This window comes from Rickettsia senegalensis, assembly GCF_056135685.1.
The window spans coordinates 20882-38991 of sequence record NZ_JBVYTQ010000003.1 but is presented as its reverse complement, the minus strand read 5'-3'; the positions used below and the strand labels follow the sequence as shown (position 1 = coordinate 38991).

Below are 18110 nucleotides of genomic sequence, written 5' to 3'. Positions count from 1 at the left end.
TTTAAATTCGTATCCTTCTTGATTGTAACTCATAATAATACTCTTTTTAATTTAACTTGCCTTACTAAAAACACTTATACCTTATACTTAAGTATAGCACCATATATCGTGGTAATATGCAACATTATGCTCTAGGCAGTATTACTCTGTATCTACTATCTTCCCATCCCTGATGTGCTAGGTTGTGGTGATTTAGATCGCACTCTACTTGCATTAAGTCTTTCAACAGCTGATAAATTATCTTTTTGTTTTTGTTGCATTTTAATATTATCAAAATTATATTTTGACTCCTCAAAAATTATGCCACCAGTTCTTTTCCGTATTATATTTTTTACTAACTCATTTCCTCCTGATTTAAATGCATCATTAAGTTCTTTTTGTGCAGCATTGAGGTATTTGAGTGTTTTATAAGTGATTGCATAATTCCTCTTCTTTTGTTCCCCTATATTAATAGAATATTTATTAGTATACTCTTTTAAATCTTCATTTTTACTTACTTTTAAAGCACTATTTCTTGGATCTGCTAAATTATTACGGATAGTCTGAATACTTTGTGCATTCTTAACAAATCGCGGGTGTAGCTTAGCTATATCTAACTGCATTATTTGAGGTAAATACTCCCCTAATGTACTACCTAACTTTGACATAGTATTCAAATCCTGGATACTAAATATAGCACAACTAAAATTATCTTTTTGTATAGAACCTGAATGAGCATTTATTTCTTTCTCTATATCTTTAATGTCTTCTAACTGGAATAGAAATTGCATATATGTAATAGATGGTGCATCAGCAGCATCAATTGTAAATATTTTCAATTTATCTTTATCGAACGTTAAATGTACAGGCGTGCAATGATAACCCTCCGTATTCATAATTATATCATATTCAAACGGTTTGCCATCTGTAACATTTTCTTTAATCTTCTCTATTAATCTATTACGGTCATCTAGTGTTGCAATGAGCGTTGTTTGATAATGCTGCTCCTTCTTTTCCCTAGATTTTGCTTTATATTCAAGTATTAGTGCAATTTCTTCTTTCTCTAATGTGGTAGATATAGACAATATTTGCATATCTTCTTTAGTTGCTACCTCATTTGAGGTTCTTAGACGATCTAAAATCTTAACCTTATTTTCTAAAATCTTAACCTTTTTATTTAAAGATTCAGTTATTACATTATAGCTTTTATACTGCATAGCAAATTTACTCCTTATTATTCTTCACGCCAAGATCTCATGATTTGATACCTCATCGTCTATCCCTTCAAGTTCCATAGCTTCTTGATTAGCTTCCATGCCGCAACTCATATAAGGTGCAAGCACGCTTTCTGCCTCATGTAGCTCCATTTCTTTTACTACCTTTTGCCCTTCTGCAAAATCTAGTATTAGCTTCTCTAAGTCCTGATTACTATAATCATTCACAGCTACTAAATACTGATCAATATTTGTTTTTAAATCAGGATTATCATTTGCAAATGATGTGAGATACTGCTTGATACCTTCAAGTATCTGCTCTCTATTTTCGTTGGTGATAATATAGTTACTTACAATATCATCACCACCGCCCTTATTAGCACCTTGAGCCTGCACTAATGTACTATCCTCACTCTCTTTCTCTTTAGCATTTTCATTACTATTTGCTATATCATCAGATGTAACGGCTATAGCCTCCTTATTGATAATAGTAGTATCATTGTTACTATTATCAATATCTAAGCCTGAGCCAAGTTCTATGGCTACCCCTATATCTTCTGCTGCTTTCTCATGGGTCATAGCTTGAGTCTCGAGCTCTACATATTTTACTAAATTATCACATAGCTTCTGTAACTGCTCTGTGTGGTCTTCTACATACTTACGACCTACCGCTACTAATGCATCGATATTTTTGGGATTACTATTATCTAAACTACTTGTCTCCTTAGTAATAGGTAGCTTTACTTCCACAAACTCATCCTCTCCTGGTAAATCTACTCTTACCTCTGCTGTAGAGCTATCTTCACTACTATGCATTAGCCGACTAACTAGCTTGCCTTTAACAAGCCATCCTATTACTCCATCAAATCCTATCTTAGGTATAGAGCTGCTAGCCTCACTATAATGGACTGAGAAATCAAGACAAAAAATAATCAAATTCGTTTCCTATTTTTATTATATTGTTAAGCAGCTAATTGATAATAATTTTGCGTATAATTCAGATAAACATCCATAGGTTTTTTGTAACCAATACCCGAATGAAATCTTTGATAATTATACTTATACAGATAATTATCAATACCTATCCTCAGTTCTTTAATATTTTTAAAATCATTAATAAATATACAGTTATATTTTATAGTCCTAAAAAATCTCTCTATTACGATATTATCAATACTTCGACCTTTTCCATTCATTGAGATTTGAATATTATTATCTTTTAGTATCTGTATATGGTCATGACTAGTATATTGACTACCCTGATCACTATTAAATATCTTTGGAGCATTATATTTATTAAGGGCATCCTTCAAGACATCAGTAACAAGAGTTGCATCCATAGAATTGGATAATTTATAACTTAATATAGCTTTGCTATGCCAGTCTATAATAGCCGCCATATACATAAAGCCATCATGAGTTCTAATGTAAGTAATGTCACCACTCCAAACCTCATTGACATTAGGTACATGTACTGTTTTTGTTGTTCTAGATTTAGTCCAATATTGATCAAGTAAATAACTGTATACTTTATGCTCATTATCCTTTACAGAAGTAGACTTTCTCTTATGAGGATAAATGGCTTCTATTCCCATCATCCTCATATATTTTAATACTCGATCTCTGCCAATTGAAAAACCATCCTCTAATAACTGATGATAAATATAACGATAACCAAATTCGGGATTATCTGTATATATTTCATCTATTCTATTTAAGATACTTAATTTATCTACACTAAGCGGTTTAACTTTATAATATGTTGTAGAGCGACTAATATCTAGCAACTCACATTGTCTTGTCTTTGGTAGTTGATCTAGCTTGGACTGGACAAGACTCTTTCTATTTGATAAGTCCAAGCTTTTTAGCTTTCCCACAGCCCAGTCCCTCTCCACCGTAGCTTTCCCAAGAGCTTTAGCTAGTTCATCATTTTGTTCTTTGAGATCACTAATTTGTTCTTGATATTCACTCAAAACTTTAGCTGGCTCAAAAGCTAGAGCTGCATTAGCAACAAACTGCTTTTTCCAATTCTGAATTGTCTTGGAGCTTATCTCATATTTTGATGCTAATTGACTTAAGGTAGCATCCTCTTTTATTAATTCTAATACTACCTTAGTCTTTTCTTCACTACTGAAAATCCTAACCTTATTTTTCTTCATCTTTCCTCCTAAGTTTTACCTATTTATTGTAACTTATTTCGGAAACTTGAGTACTATTTTTTCTGTCCAGTTTTCTCAGTCCATTATAACATCTATTTTTGCCATAACTCCTTAACTATAATTCTCTCTTATTACTGTTTGAGGATTATAGACTATTTACTCTAAACTGCAATACGGAGGCACGACCCAGCATTGCGTGGATTTACCACTGCCATCTACACCTTCTAATGTTATAAATCTGCCACGTTTAACTCTATTAGTGCTATTCATGATTATTACCGAGAATACTGATTATTTATCTGCCTCTGTCTTGATTACTCTTACTTTGCGTGGTAGTCGAAACCCAAGATACAGCGGATTTATTTTCTACAGCTACTTTACCTTGCATTGTGAGCTCATTTGCCCCAACTATTTTTTTATTCGATAAATCATCTGTATTTAAAAACTGTAATATCTCAGCTGAATTCATATTTTTAATTTTATTCTCTACATCTATCGCCGTATCTTGCTTATCCTGAATCTTACTACTTTCTAAGCTATAGTTTTTAGACCCCTCTAAGCTATCTCGATTTAAAAACTCTAGTATCTGTTTTGAATCCATATTCTTTATCTGTTCTTCAATATTAACACTATTAACCTTAACATTACCCTTATCACTGCCCCCCGATTGTTGTATTTCATCTCTATTTAAAAATTGTAATATCTCAGCTGAATTCATCTGTTTAATCTTTGCTTCTATAGCATCGTAAACCTCTAGATTATTATTTTGATCTAGCTTACTACTTTTAGCTGCAACTATTTTTTTATTGCTCTTATGCGACACTCTAAATAATTTAGAAAGAACTCGCCTAATCTTACTTTCTTTCTTTTCCTTAATATCATTCTGATGTCCTTGAGCCTTACCATCCTGCGTTATAATAGGCTCAACGCTCGCAAATATCTCCTTATGGTTCTCTAGTTGTGCTTTATGAAAATCATTTAATTTATTTTTCTTACTTTCTTTTCTACTCATTGTTTTATGTTCCTATTTTTTTACTTAAATAATTGTAGTGGTTTTATCAGCTTTGTACTGAATGCTCGAACTTTCTATAAAATATTACTTGCTTAGTTGCTGTACATTATTTACTCGATTATTACGCCTATTCATCTCGTTCTGTGTATGCTTGCCATGTAGTACTTTTGGTGATAATATATTCGGGTTACTTATGCGTTGTTGCTCTGAAGCTATACCAAGCTTATACGCAGTTTTAAGCAATTGATTGGTCATGCTAATAGCTTGTACAATATTAATCGCAGTAATTTTATCCTCATCTAAAATACCCCATGTTTTACCATCACCGTCTTTGGTAAAACGCGTGACTATCTCGCCGTTTATTGCCTGCTCTAATTGAGATACATCATCTTTTCTTAATATGCCTTGCATTAATTCCTTAGGCATATGAATATATGGTGTCATTTGCTCTGTAAAATCTTTACGTATTTTAGGATGAATCGGGATTGGCTTTTTATTATCGTCTAAAGACATAATAAAAACTTTGTCAAATAGTCTAGCAATGGAACGCTTTTCTATTAATTCCATTACTCCTTGCTTAGTATATATTTGAGTAGTCAGAGTGTCCTGCAACTGCTTCACCTGCTTCTTAAACGCTATAAGCTTACCCTCTAATAATAAATCCTTGTTCTCAGTTAATGTTTTGTCTAACTTTTTACTTATTCCCCGTATAGTCTCCTCTAAACTTATCACCGCTTTTCCTTGATTCTCTTCATTGCTAGCACTTGCTGATAGAAGTGAAGCACGTGCTGCTCTAAAGTCTGGCGTATGCGTTATTTGACCATTATTATTTTGAGCTACTTTAATAAGCTCGTCACTTATAAATGACTCTATACTTTTAAAGTCATTTAATAATGTAATTATCAACTCTTGAGTAACTTGCCGTTTTTTATAATTATTTATTACGACCTCAGGACCTTGTGTAAACATTACATTATCTGATGCCTCTTTAAAATCAGCGACTTCTTTCTGCAATGACGTAAAATCTTCCGGCTTTAGATGTGCATTAAACTCTAATATTCGTTGTATTTGCTTATCCATTGCTAATTGGACAGAGATAAAACTTATGGCCGCTTTACCTTCATTTTCTGTAGTATTTGGGTTTGCACGACTCAATGTATAATATTCTTTATATAAATCAGCACTATTAAGTGATGCTGTTTTTAATTGATCCAGCTCATTCATAATATGATCTGTAGCTTCAAGCATCTTGCGTAGATACATATTTCGCATCACATCTATCAATATATATTCTGAACCATAAAATGTTCTATCACTATACCCTGAGTCAGTAGATGTATTAGAAATACCACGCTCAATACTATCATCTTGTTTGTTTCCGATCGCTACTTCGTCTAAGCCATCCATTCCTTTATTGTTATCCAGTATCACAATCCCCTCTTTCATAGTTGGTAATTTAGTCTTAGGTATTTTGGTTTCTCCATATATTGATTTTGTATTATTATATTTGTACTTTAACTTTTCTTCAGACTGCTTAAATATTCTAAAATATCTAAATAACCGCTACCTGCTGCAAGCGATAATGCAGTATCCCCTTGATGATCCCTAAAATATATATCAGCACCACAAAGCGCAAGCTTTTTTACCGCCTCTAAATTACCTTCTGCTGCAGCTCTCATTAATGCCTTGTTAAAATTCTGTATTTCTACTTGCTTCATACTCATCACCTGTGATAAAACTTAAATATTAATTTTTAGCTTCATACTACCCGCATGCGATATATATCTTCTCGCTTTACTACCATTATAAAATATACCCATTTCTATATTCTTCGCTTGCACACTAAATCCAGTACCATAGCTAAAGTTTAATCTAGACCTGCTAATACTGACATCAGGCAATACTGCATTATTAGTAGCTCGTTGCATCCGAGATCTAATCACAGGCATTTTTACAGCTACGTCCTTATGTACAAAACCATAAATAACAGGTGCTATACTGACACTTTTACTTAAGTGATGATCATAATTCATCTTGATACCTGCCATTGTCTCTATAATTCTTTCTTTAGTTCTTGCAACAGATAAATTGCACTCCTCTTGCGCTCCTCCTGCTGATACTTCATCATACGATGCATCTCGTATCTTGCTGTATTTTATGCCTAATTGCGGCACAATCTTTAGTCGCTCAGATAATTTATATTGAGTGCTAACCATGCCCTGCATGATATTGCTATATGCCTTATGACTACTTATAGCACTACTATCTAAACCTCTTCTTGCGCTGCTTTTTATATTACTTATGCCGTATATCCCTATACCACTTATGAATATATTTTTATTGTATGGCTCTACCTGTCCATATACCGAATAGAAATCACTCGTTACTTTCGATCTATCGCCTAATTTGTTATTACTGAATTTCAGATGATTATCTGCTTTCGTATAACTCATACCAAGCAGCATGTTATCTTGAGCATAAGTATCAAAACCTATTGTTAATCCGGTAACCCCCCCAAAAACAATCGACAAAAGGAGTAGAATTTTCTAGAAACAAAGGAGGAGATTCTATAAATGACAATATCAAAGCACAGTGATAGCCAAATCATGTCTATCTTAAAGCAAGCGAGCGGTGGGATGCCTGTAGCGTCTATACTGAGAGAGCACAAAATACCATCAGCGACATTTTATAAATGGAGATCAAAGTATGGTGGTATGGCTTTACCGATGATTACTAAATTAAAGGAGTTAGAATCGGAAAATGCACGGCTTAAAAAGATGTATGCTGAGGAAAGGCTAAGAGCTGATATATTAAAGGAAGTACTTGAAAAAAAGTTAGGAAGCCATCTCAAAGGCGGGAGATGGCTAAAATAATATCTGGAGAAAAAGATATTTCTATAAGGAGTGCATGCAAGATCTTTGGTGTCAGCGAAACATGCTATAGATATAAAAGGAAGCTATCATCTGAGGATGATATTATAGCAGGCCAGCTAATGCGTTTAGTAGGTGATCAAAAGAACTGAGGCCTTGGCCTCTGCTTTTTATATTTACGTAATATCAAAGGTTTTGGTTGGAATCATAAATTGTAATAGTTGAGATTTAATCTTACATTTAGTAAAATTAAGATAATATTAAATGGAGGATTAGAGATGAATCTAAATCAAAAAATAATAAAGCCAAAAATAGGATTACTAGAATTAGCTAGGAGTCTTGGTAGTATATCGTCAGCATATAAAGCTATGGGTTACAGTAGAGACAGTTATTATAGGTTTAAAGAGTTATATGAAACAGGAGGAGAAGAAGCATTATATGAGATTAGTCGGAAGAAGCTAATTATAGCGAATAGAGTTGATCCTGCCGTAGAGAGAGCAGTATTAGATATGGCAATAGAATACCCCGCTTATGGTCAGCTGCGAGTATCAAATGAGCTTAAAAAGACTGGTATTCTTGTATCACCTGGAGGAGTTAGATCTATTTGGCTACGTAATGATTTAAATAATATCAATAAAAGACTTAAAGCATTAGAAGCCAAAATGGCTCAGGATGGTATTGTTCTTACCGAAGCTCAGTTACAAGTATTAGAGAAACGGCGTAGCGAGAAAGAAGCTCATGGTGAGATTGATACACAGCATCCAGGTTATCTAGGATGCCAAGACACATATTATGTAGGTAATTTTAAAGGCATAGGCAAGGTATATTCTCAAGTGTTTATTGATAGTTACACTCGGGTTGCAGAGCTATGTAGAAGTCAAGATTTAATCTTACAGACATTATAAAAATTATATCTGAATGTCTGATAAGTTATGACTGTCAGATGAGTATTCAAGATATAAGATTTCGTTATTCTTTTCAACAGCTAACTTTTTACTATCCATAAAAGTCTGCATAGGTGTTTTTCCATAGCAATATTTACCGGAATGCGGTCTTTCATTATTATAATATTCTAGCCAAATATCAAGATCTAGTTGTAGATCATCAAGATCAGTATAGATCTTTTTACGCATAGCAGTATCAAAGAATTCTTGTTTCATAGTTTTATTAAAACGTTCACACATACCATTTGTTTGAGGAGAATATGCTTTAGTAGTAGTATGCTCAATACCCTCAATGCTTAAGAACAATTCAAAAGCATGATGTTCTATATTACCTTTATACTCACCACCTCTATCAGTTAAAATACGAAGTACTGGTATTTGCTGACTCTCATACCATGGTAACACTCTATCATTAAGCATGTCAGCAGCGGTAAGTGCTGTTTTATCAGTATATAGTTTAGCCTCTGCAACCCGAGTGTAACTATCAATAAACACTTGAGAATATACCTTGCCTATGCCTTTAAAATTACCTACATAATATGTGTCTTGGCATCCTAGATAACCTGGATGCTGTGTATCAATCTCACCATGAGCTTCTTTCTCGCTACGCCGTTTCTCTAATACTTGTAACTGAGCTTCGGTAAGAACAATACCATCCTGAGCCATTTTGGCTTCTAATGCTTTAAGTCTTTTATTGATATTATTTAAATCATTACGTAGCCAAATAGATCTAACTCCTCCAGGTGATACAAGAATACCAGTCTTTTTAAGCTCATTTGATACTCGCAGCTGACCATAAGCGGGGTATTCTATTGCCATATCTAATACTGCTCTCTCTACGGCAGGATCAACTCTATTCGCTATAATTGGCTTCTTCCGACTAATCTCATATAATGCTTCTTCTCCTCCTGTTTCATATAACTCTTTAAACCTATAATAACTGTCTCTACTGTAGCCCATAGCTTTACATGCTGACGATATACTACCAAGACTCCTAGCTAATTCTAGTAATCCTATTTTTGGCTTTATTATTTTTTGATTTAGATTCATCTCTAATCCTCCATTTAATATTATCTTAATTTTACTAAATGTAAGATTAAATCTCAACTATTACATTATGTGTATATATATTAATTTAAAAAATACTCTAAAGTGGTTACGACTCGTATTTTTTTATTTATAGACTTCGAAGCCATTTGGTTGTTCAAGTAATCGTCAGAAGAAGTTTGCAAAGCAGGGCTTATAGAAAATATACCTTGATTAGCTTTTTTAATTGACCAACTTTACTACCGGAATCATTCGCAAATCTTGCTGCTGATAATCGAGCATTTTTAATAGCTTCAGTTAGCATTTCTGGTTTAATATCATTGAATTTAGTATATTCATAATATGGCTCTCTATTATTATTGCCATCAGTACCAAATGTAATGCCTTTTTGAATAAATAGATTTTTTTCTTACTTACTTTATCGACCAAATTCACATTTTTGCTTTTAAGAATAATTGTTGCATTAATAATATAACGAGAATTTTGAATATTTGAGTCTCGCTAACTATTAATCATTAAATCATTTAACTGATAATTACCAAGAGAAATCTCCTCTTTGTTAAAACCTTGATCAACTAAAAAGCTAATTATAGCAGCTCTATCAGTTTCTATTTTCTTATTAATTTCTGATAAATTATTACCGGTAGCTGCAATGGTGATCGGCCATATTGCAAGATCTGCGCTAACTTCTTTTTCTGCTAACCCTAGCACAACAACTGTTCTATCAAGTAATTTTGCTTTTAAGAATGAATTACTGACTAGAGAAGCTGAGATTATGATACCAGCTGCTATTATAAAAGATGCTATTATTTTGCTCATATTTTTATTCTTCCTCATCTTATACCGTTATTATTAAATTTTAATAAAATTTAATGGTTATAGTTTAACTATATTGGAACTATATCATCAATCATAGGCATATTAGAAGTTACAATTATTTCTAATACGCATAATAGTTTGTCTACTTATATTAAAATGTTTTGCAATAGCTGCAATAGTCATGCCATCTTGTAATTGTTGTACGACATGTATTTTTTGTGATTCTGATAAGATTTGAGGGCGCCCAAGAATTTTACCGTTTGATTTAGCTCTAGCAAGACCGGACTGCGTACGTTCAATTAATAAGTCACGTTCAAATTGTGCTACGATATTAATTACGCCCATAGTCATTTTTCCTGCTGAACTAGCAAGATCTATACCTCCAAGTGCCAGACAGTGGACTTTAATGCCCATTATTTCTAATTTAGCAACAGTAGTACTGACATCAATAGCATTACGCCCTAATCGATCTAGTTTTGTTACGACTAGCAGATCATTTTTTTCCATTTTATCGAGCAGACGTGCAAATCCTTTGCGTCTGCTAATTGGCATTGATCCAGATACTGTTTCAGTAATTACTCTATGAGGTTCGATATTAAAACCTGCTGTTTTGATTTCTTGAACTTGATTTTCTGGGCTTTGGTCAATTGTAGAGACACGAGCATAGATGAAGGTACGAGACATTATGTTATATTATTATATTGTGTTACATTAATTGTATCAAAAAGGGTGTCCTGAATATAACATATGTCCTAAAGTAGGTCAATATATTTTTGGGACATTAGAATTAGAGATGTCCGAAAACGACCCTTTTTGGACAGATAGAGTGCTACTTTTTTTGAGATATAAGAGTTTTGTGAAATCGCTTTTATGAACTATGTTTAAAATTAGAAGCACAAAGGTTTAACTTGTGTTTTAATCAAACTGTATGTTGCTACCGTGGCCGATTACCTCTATATTATTATTGTTACCTCCTCTTAAACTAGGTATGAATTCTTGAGCCTCTACATTTAAACCGATCTGGGACAAGTATTGCTTACCTTGGATATAATTACCCCCGCAACCATAAACACAATTTAGCATTCGAGCATAATACTGTATAGCCTCAGTTTTCAAATCATTTAGCAGTAGTGTTGATCCTGCAAATTGATGGCTTTTAATTTGCTTCAACATGTCGTAATTATATGTTTTGTTTAGTCCTGGCATTTTTCTAATCCTTTGCTTTAATATATAATTGCATTTCTTGGTTTAAAGGCATAATAAAATTATGATGCAAGTTAATGTACAATGCGTGATGCGTTATCACTCATCTTCTTGTTGAGACCTCATTAAATACCTCTGATTATCTGTAATAGTTGAGATTTAATCTTACATTTAGTAAAATTAAGATAATATTAAATGGAGGATTAGAGATGAATCTAAATCAAAAAATAATAAAGCCAAAAATAGGATTACTAGAATTAGCTAGGAGTCTTGGTAGTATATCGTCAGCATGTAAAGCTATGGGCTACAGTAGAGACAGTTATTATAGGTTTAAAGAGTTATATGAAACAGGAGGAGAAGAAGCATTATATGAGATTAGTCGGAAGAAGCCAATTATAGCGAATAGAGTTGATCCTGCCGTAGAGAGAGCAGTATTAGATATGGCAATAGAATACCCCGCTTATGGTCAGCTGCGAGTATCAAATGAGCTTAAAAAGACTGGTATTCTTGTATCACCTGGAGGAGTTAGATCTATTTGGCTACGTAATGATTTAAATAATATCAATAAAAGACTTAAAGCATTAGAAGCCAAAATGGCTCAGGATGGTATTGTTCTTACCGAAGCTCAGTTACAAGTATTAGAGAAACGGCGTAGCGAGAAAGAAGCTCATGGTGAGATTGATACACAGCATCCAGGTTATCTAGGATGCCAAGACACATATTATGTAGGTAATTTTAAAGGCATAGGCAAGGTATATTCTCAAGTGTTTATTGATAGTTACACTCGGGTTGCAGAGGCTAAACTATATACTGATAAAACAGCACTTACCGCTGCTGACATGCTTAATGATAGAGTGTTACCATGGTATGAGAGTCAGCAAATACCAGTACTTCGTATTTTAACTGATAGAGGTGGTGAGTATAAAGGTAATATAGAACATCATGCTTTTGAATTGTTCTTAAGCATTGAGGGTATTGAGCATACTACTACTAAAGCATATTCTCCTCAAACAAATGGTATGTGTGAACGTTTTAATAAAACTATGAAACAAGAATTCTTTGATACTGCTATGCGTAAAAAGATCTATACTGATCTTGATGATCTACAACTAGATCTTGATATTTGGCTAGAATATTATAATAATGAAAGACCGCATTCCGGTAAATATTGCTATGGAAAAACACCTATGCAGACTTTTATGGATAGTAAAAAGTTAGCTGTTGAAAAGAATAACGAAATCTTATATCTTGAATACTCATCTGACAGTCATAACTTATCAGACATTCAGATATAATTTTTATAATGTCTGTAAGATTAAATCTTGACTTCTACACCCAAGGGTAGTAATATAACGTTGGCTCATGATTAAATTACCTGTATTTTTTGCTTTCTCTAAAATATCACTCATACCTATACTCCACCCTCTTGATTCCTGTACCACCTCCAACCCTTCGTATCACATATGAGTAATTATTACGTACCCAATCAGACATAAACCTTGTTGGCATTGTTAGGGTCAATGTCTTTGTATCGTTACAATGTGTAGCTACTGCTTTAGAAAACCAAGCCTCATCTATAGCCTCACCTAACTCTTCTTTCAATCCCTTTCTAATTTGACCCCACACTGTGTTTTTATTGGTTGTATCGAATTCCTTACTGCTATCTAAACTTCCAATATCTTTGCTTTTAGCAATAATATCACGGTCTTTGATTTGAGAATATTGCTTTTTTATCTCTACTCTTCTTCCTCCTGCCAATCTGCTATCTTTAGCAGATTCTACATCCTCAGGCTTTACATCCCCAACCACAGCCACATAATAACCGTTTACACCATATACTGCTTCTAATTGTTCGCTTAAAGTTGCTATTTGTTGCTCACTTAAACTTTCTGTTTGTATCCCCCTTAAGTCTAGTATTTTTGGAATTAACGCGGTAATAAAGCTATTATCATTGTTTGTCTTAAATTGCACTTTCGTTAGTATTTTATATGCTATCTCAGTACTAAATCTTCCTGCTATCTTCTTCCGTACCTGCATCTCTTTACTAGTATCAAATGAGCTTTCTATTTGGTTTAGGTATTTCTCATATTCGAGTAAGTTTGTCTCTATCGTGCCTATATTACAGCTGAACCTAAATGTTGTATGATTTACTAAAGGTCCTTGATGCTGCTCGTTTTTTAGTATCTTTGCCATATAGCTTAAAAAGGTAAATTTGTTCTTAAATCTCTTCTCAGGATATTTGATGTAGAGCTTTAACAGTAACTGATTCATAAAATTATTACTAAATTCTCTACCAGCTCTAAAGTTAAGCGTATCTACATCTTTTTCAGAAAGTGGGTAGAAGTGTCTTAGTTCCTTATGTTCAGCTATATCTTCGATGGTTCTTGGAGCAGACTCAGAGGTAGTATCAGAACAAGATGGTTTAGCTTTAATAGAACTTTTAAAAGAATTGTTATAAGATTCAGATGGAAACGAGCTTTGCTCGTTTTCCAAAAGTTCTTTTTTAGCATCTATATAATCTATATTTTCAATAATACTATTCTTTAATACAAAGTCTTTATTATATAATCGACCAGAATCAGTGCAAGCAGGGTCATATTTAGTGCATTCCCATTCCTTAGCGGATTCCAAGGCTTCGTTGTTGTTATATTCCACCTTAGTTTGATCGCTCATTACTGCTTGCTGCTGACCTATATGCTCTTGGTAATTTTGTCCTACTATGCCTTGTGTATACTGATCATTAAGATTAGTTATGAGAGTTGCATTGAGAAGAGATATTCGCCATAAAGATTTATCAACTCTGCTGCTGTTGTAATCTTCTGTATCTTTTATGAAAAATCTCTGTTTAGAGATAAAATTATTATCTTCTAAAATCTTTAATGCTTTAGAAATAGAATTCCTATGTAATTTAAGTTCTTTTTGTAATTCTCTATAAGCAATAACAATAGAGTATGAATGATGAGTTAAAGCACTATCAGAATCGTCATAATTGTACTTATTAGCAGAAGATTTATAAATCTTAGTAAAAAGATAAAGCATTATTACTTTAGATGTTGCAGAAATGCTACAATTAGAATTTAATTGCTTTAAGAACTGATAAGGAACTCTTATAAACATCTTAGTTTTTTCAAGATGTTGTCTTTTTCCTTCTAAATTAGGTAAAAAGGTTTTATCTATAGCATCTATATTATATGACTGAGAATAATCAGTACCTTGAGCCTCTGTATTATCATTAACACTTAAATTAAACCTATCAGGTTCATATTTAAGATCATTAAACACCTTGTCCGGAATAGTTGTGGTAATAATGTTACGATTATTTTGTCCTTTATCATTCTTATCTCTATGCACAAGGAAATATCCTTTATCCTCTAGGGATTTCTGTAATACAAATACTTCAGCTTTAGAACAAGATAGCCTAGAAGACCAGCTTTTAGCAGGTAGAGATACAGATCTATTACATCCTTTAGATGAGTTAATATAAGAAAAAGAATCAGCTAAGATATAGTACATCTTCTCAAGTGAAGATAACTCAAGACTAGTTAATATGTGTGATAAAATACACCCAGTTATTGGGATGTATGATTGATTCTTTGTGGTATCAAGGTATTTATGTATACCTATATTCTCACTTGGTAATCCAAGTGGATAAAATAATTGCATTTTATGCTCCTTTTATGGAGCTAAGTACCTAAAACCCTTGACTTTTTGATAAAAAAGTAGTACACATATAGATGTAGATAGCAAAATGTTGGACGCATTTTATTTAAAATATCTTCATCCTTGTGGGCGTTGGGTTTCTATAGTATTTAGAAACTTAACTCCTATAGTTTATTCCTTATGCTTCTGTAATTTTACAGACGCTAATTTTTCCATTATAGCACTAGTAATCCAAATAGACCGGTCCTGATTTTCCTGAGTCCTATAATAATCTAATTCTATTAATAATCTTTCAGGGATATTAATGGAAATTTTAACTTTCCCATCAGAAGTCGCTTTCTTGTTCACTGAGATAAATCATTTTTAATTCAAACTTTAATACACACTACAACAGTTATTTTTATAATACAACAAAAAATATTATTTATTTATATTTTTTGTAATATTTTTAACTACATTATATAATATCCGTATTACATTAGTAATACATAGGTAATATTATTGTGTTATGAAGAGGAATTGATATAGCTGGTTAGTTTTTTTATATTAGCATCTAAGTTATCCGATATAAAATTAATTAAGCCTCTAATAACTTCAGAATCTGAATATATTTTTCTATGATTATGATTATTAATTACTTTAACAATTTTTATAAGATTTTCTGCGTCTAGTTGTCTTAAACGAAATGTTTTTGTCTTATAATGAGTTGTTTTGTTATTGGATGAGGTAATAAAGCCACTTTTTTCTATAGGTTTTTCTGCAATTATTTTTGCAACAGTTTTTGAAAGTTTACTTTCTGTTAATGGGTTTATTTTAGATTTACGCATAATGTATTACCTCTTCTACTAGTAGGCTAAAATCTTGTGCACCTTTTGAAGAACTATTAAATATTTGTATAGGAAGGTTGTTAATTTGGGCTTGGTTAATCGCTTCATTTTTCCGAATAATAGTCGTTAATAAATGTTTATCCAAAGCATTTAACTGTTCATTAATGTACCTATTAGTTTGAGAATTTTTTTGTTCATATAAATTTTTTAAAATAAAAAATTTATAATCATGTTCCTCTTTGATTTCCTGTATTGCTGTTAATAAGTCAGCCATTCCATCTAGTGAATACCTCCCATAATTTGTAGGGATAATTATTGAATTTGCACAATATATAGCATTTACGGCTAAAATGCCTAGCGTTGGTGGGCAATCTAGAATTATGTAATCATAATCTTTTTTTATAGTATTTAAGTGGTTTTGTAATATTCTTTCTCTGTAAACGGTACTACTAATTTGCTCAATAACAGTTGCAAGTTTTATATTAGAAGGAATAATTTTTAAATTATTTAATTTTTCATTATGTACTATTGCTTCTAATATTAGATTATTAATATCTATCTTCTTATTAATAAAAGCAGTAGCAACTGTTTTATCGTATGAAACTGTTTCCGGACAATATATACAACTAGAATGAGCCTGAGGATCAAGGTCTATAAGCAGTACACGCGATGTTTTTTTATATAAACCAAAGGAAAGATTAACGGCAATAGTAGATTTACCTACACCACCTTTTTGATTTATTATTGCAATAATTTTAGATGACATACACAATCTCCATGTGATACAAGTGTATTACACACGTACCACAAAATTAAATTATTGTCTAGCTAAAACTAGTAAGATACAAAAAACAGTATTACAATTGTAATACATAAGTGATAATTCAAAGTAATAAAAATCAGTAAAATAATAATATAGTTGTAATACATGTGTATTATGATTGTAACACATTAGATGCATAAAGTTATTAGTTGTTTGTAGGATATCGTCCTATTATGCAATCCACAGAAACATTAAGGTAACCCCCCCAAAAACAATCGACAAAAGGAGTAGAATTTTCTAGAAACAAAGGAGGAGATTCTATAAATGACAATATCAAAGCACAGTGATAGCCAAATCATGTCTATCTTAAAGCAAGCGAGCGGTGGGATGCCTGTAGCGTCTATACTGAGAGAGCACAAAATACCATCAGCGACATTTTATAAATGGAGATCAAAGTATGGTGGTATGGCTTTACCGATGATTACTAAATTAAAGGAGTTAGAATCGGAAAATGCACGGCTTAAAAAGATGTATGCTGAGGAAAGGCTAAGAGCTGATATATTAAAGGAAGTACTTGAAAAAAAGTTAGGAAGCCATCTCAAAGGCGGGAGATGGCTAAAATAATATCTGGAGAAAAAGATATTTCTATAAGGAGTGCATGCAAGATCTTTGGTGTCAGCGAAACATGCTATAGATATAAAAGGAAGCTATCATCTGAGGATGATATTATAGCAGGCCAGCTAATGCGTTTAGTAGGTGATCAAAAGAACTGAGGCCTTGGCCTCTGCTTTTTATATTTACGTAATATCAAAGGTTTTGGTTGGAATCATAAACGTGTATACAGGATATATAAGGAGCTAGCCCTTAATATGAGAATAAAGCCTAAGAAGAGATTACTTAGAGCAAAGCCTAAAAAGCTTATAGTGTCTAAAACAATAAATGATTGCTGGTCCATGGATTTTATGCACGATAGTTTAGAGAATGGTAGGAAATATCGTTTATTTAATGTGATTGATGACTTTAATAGAGAGAGCCTTGGTACTGAGACTGATTTTTTATTGTCAGCAGGAAGAGTTATCAGGTCACTAGATCAAATTATAGAATGGCGAGGTAAGCCAAAATCTATACGTTGTGATAATGGACCTGAATATATCAGTAAATTATTGAGCAAGTGGGCAAAAGAAAAGAATATCAAGTTATTATTCATTCAGCCAGGCATGCCTCAGCAAAATGCATATATTGAAAGATATAATAGAACTGTAAGATATGATTGGTTAAATCAGTATTTATTTGTTAATATACAAGAAGCACAGGATCTTGCAACTCAATGGCTTTGGTCTTATAATAACGAAAGACTTAATATGGCTATTGGCGGTATAACACCAATACAAAAATTAGCTCTCGCAACTTAACTCTCTACTCTCTATTGCGATTAAAAATGGGAGGATTACCGTATACTTTTAGATACTATTAAAATGCTAATGTTATATATATACAATATGTTGCATAAATTTAACTAGATTAATAATTTAATATATGACATTATAGAACTAATATATTAATCTAAAAGTAAGGACTATGGAATAAGCGCTACTTATTCCTAAATAAATCAC

Annotated in this window: 13 protein-coding genes and 4 pseudogenes; 4 read left to right on the top strand and 13 right to left on the bottom strand. The window is 32.6% G+C overall.

Annotated features, from left to right (window positions below; genetic code table 11):
* Window positions 1–155: 155 nt before the first annotated feature.
* The 7 genes and pseudogenes from AC0ODJ_RS08830 to AC0ODJ_RS08800 all read right to left on the bottom strand — a co-directional run bounded on the left by AC0ODJ_RS08830 (window position 156) and on the right by AC0ODJ_RS08800 (window position 6895).
* Window positions 156–1196, bottom strand: a complete 1041-nt coding sequence (locus AC0ODJ_RS08830; RefSeq protein ID WP_474466072.1) for a hypothetical protein — start codon at window positions 1194–1196, stop codon at window positions 156–158.
* A 357-nt stretch (window positions 1197–1553) separates the two neighbouring features.
* Window positions 1554–1880, bottom strand: a pseudogene (locus tag AC0ODJ_RS08825) (hypothetical protein); the annotation flags it as partial.
* Between the two features lie 275 nt (window positions 1881–2155).
* Window positions 2156–3352, bottom strand: a complete 1197-nt coding sequence (locus AC0ODJ_RS08820) for an IS3 family transposase (protein WP_474464651.1) — start codon at window positions 3350–3352, stop codon at window positions 2156–2158.
* 295 nt (window positions 3353–3647) lie between these two features.
* Window positions 3648–4364 (bottom strand): hypothetical protein, encoded by a 717-nt coding sequence (locus AC0ODJ_RS08815; protein WP_218460499.1) that lies wholly within the window; start codon window positions 4362–4364, stop codon window positions 3648–3650.
* An 84-nt stretch (window positions 4365–4448) separates the two neighbouring features.
* Window positions 4449–5810, bottom strand: coding sequence for a hypothetical protein (locus tag AC0ODJ_RS08810; protein ID WP_474466069.1), 1362 nt, complete (start codon window positions 5808–5810; stop codon window positions 4449–4451).
* A gap of 68 nt (window positions 5811–5878) precedes the next feature.
* On the bottom strand, window positions 5879–6082 hold the full coding sequence (locus tag AC0ODJ_RS08805; protein ID WP_474466067.1) for an ankyrin repeat domain-containing protein: 204 nt from the start codon (window positions 6080–6082) through the stop codon (window positions 5879–5881).
* A 21-nt stretch (window positions 6083–6103) separates the two neighbouring features.
* On the bottom strand, window positions 6104–6895 hold the full coding sequence (locus tag AC0ODJ_RS08800; protein ID WP_474466065.1) for an autotransporter outer membrane beta-barrel domain-containing protein: 792 nt from the start codon (window positions 6893–6895) through the stop codon (window positions 6104–6106).
* 42 nt (window positions 6896–6937) lie between these two features.
* Between AC0ODJ_RS08800 and AC0ODJ_RS08795 the strand changes: the two are divergent.
* Window positions 6938–7230: pseudogene (locus tag AC0ODJ_RS08795) on the top strand (transposase); the annotation flags it as partial.
* Between the two features lie 282 nt (window positions 7231–7512).
* A pseudogene (locus AC0ODJ_RS08790) lies at window positions 7513–8100 on the top strand (helix-turn-helix domain-containing protein); the annotation flags it as partial.
* 42 nt (window positions 8101–8142) lie between these two features.
* Here AC0ODJ_RS08790 and AC0ODJ_RS08785 read toward each other — a convergent pair.
* The 3 genes from AC0ODJ_RS08785 to AC0ODJ_RS08775 all read right to left on the bottom strand — a co-directional run bounded on the left by AC0ODJ_RS08785 (window position 8143) and on the right by AC0ODJ_RS08775 (window position 10728).
* Window positions 8143–9228 carry an IS481 family transposase gene (locus AC0ODJ_RS08785; RefSeq protein ID WP_127896995.1) on the bottom strand — a complete coding sequence of 362 codons (1086 nt, stop codon included), beginning with the start codon at window positions 9226–9228 and terminating at the stop codon, window positions 8143–8145.
* Window positions 9229–9726: 498 nt separating this feature from the next.
* Window positions 9727–10044 (bottom strand): SIMPL domain-containing protein, encoded by a 318-nt coding sequence (locus AC0ODJ_RS08780; RefSeq protein ID WP_218459791.1) that lies wholly within the window; start codon window positions 10042–10044, stop codon window positions 9727–9729.
* Between the two features lie 102 nt (window positions 10045–10146).
* Window positions 10147–10728 carry a recombinase family protein gene (locus tag AC0ODJ_RS08775; protein WP_218459792.1) on the bottom strand — a complete coding sequence of 194 codons (582 nt, stop codon included), beginning with the start codon at window positions 10726–10728 and terminating at the stop codon, window positions 10147–10149.
* 728 nt (window positions 10729–11456) lie between these two features.
* Between AC0ODJ_RS08775 and AC0ODJ_RS08770 the strand changes: the two genes are divergently transcribed.
* Entirely contained in the window at window positions 11457–12542 is a 1086-nt protein-coding gene (locus AC0ODJ_RS08770) for an IS481 family transposase (protein WP_127896995.1), read from the top strand.
* Window positions 12543–12648: 106 nt separating this feature from the next.
* On the opposite strand, the gene AC0ODJ_RS08765 is transcribed toward AC0ODJ_RS08770, so the two are convergent.
* The 3 genes from AC0ODJ_RS08765 to AC0ODJ_RS08755 form a co-directional block, all read right to left on the bottom strand.
* Entirely contained in the window at window positions 12649–14910 is a 2262-nt protein-coding gene (locus AC0ODJ_RS08765) for a DnaA N-terminal domain-containing protein (RefSeq protein WP_474466062.1), read from the bottom strand.
* Between the two features lie 503 nt (window positions 14911–15413).
* Entirely contained in the window at window positions 15414–15734 is a 321-nt protein-coding gene (locus AC0ODJ_RS08760) for a hypothetical protein (RefSeq protein WP_474466059.1), read from the bottom strand.
* Entirely contained in the window at window positions 15727–16500 is a 774-nt protein-coding gene (locus AC0ODJ_RS08755) for a ParA family protein (RefSeq protein WP_256621152.1), read from the bottom strand. The genes AC0ODJ_RS08760 and AC0ODJ_RS08755 overlap by 8 nt, the downstream gene beginning before the upstream one ends.
* A 321-nt stretch (window positions 16501–16821) precedes the next feature.
* Between AC0ODJ_RS08755 and AC0ODJ_RS08750 the strand changes: the two are divergent.
* Window positions 16822–17909, top strand: a pseudogene (locus AC0ODJ_RS08750) (IS3 family transposase).
* Window positions 17910–18110: the final 201 nt, after the last annotated feature.